Source organism: Leifsonia sp. SIMBA_070, assembly GCF_046534635.1.
Lineage (GTDB): Bacteria > Actinomycetota > Actinomycetes > Actinomycetales > Microbacteriaceae > Leifsonia.
Map to the genome: position 1 here is coordinate 1 of NZ_JAWRYK010000057.1, position 386 is coordinate 386.

1 pseudogene is annotated in these 386 nt (G+C 34.2%); it reads right to left on the reverse strand.

Going from position 1 to position 386, the window contains the following annotated elements:
* Positions 1-386 (reverse strand): annotated as a pseudogene (locus SB754_RS19390) (hypothetical protein); the annotation flags it as partial.

Sequence of the window (386 nt, forward strand, 5' to 3'; positions counted from 1 at the left end):
CTCAGATGCAGGATTATTAAAAATACTGTGATAACTATTTTGAAAGTCCTGATACTCTTGGGTGCTTGTGTGTCCAAGTGCTATTTCTTTTAAAAGAGCACCGCAAATGGTTGAAGCTCCAAACTTAGACTCGTCACTCGGGTTGGTATCAGCCCAGATAAAATTGTTATCGTAGAGTTTTTTAAAAGGAGCATCTATCCCACTTGGATTGGTGTAATCTTTATCAACATCATTCCAAAACTTAACCTTTTTAATTTCGTCTGGATCGTCTTTATTCCATGATCTTTTTACTTTAAAACACTCACTCGTACCTTCCTGATAGATATTTTTCAGAAATGAGTTTATCTTATTTTCTTGAACGTGAGCATTAATAACATTAGTTAAAT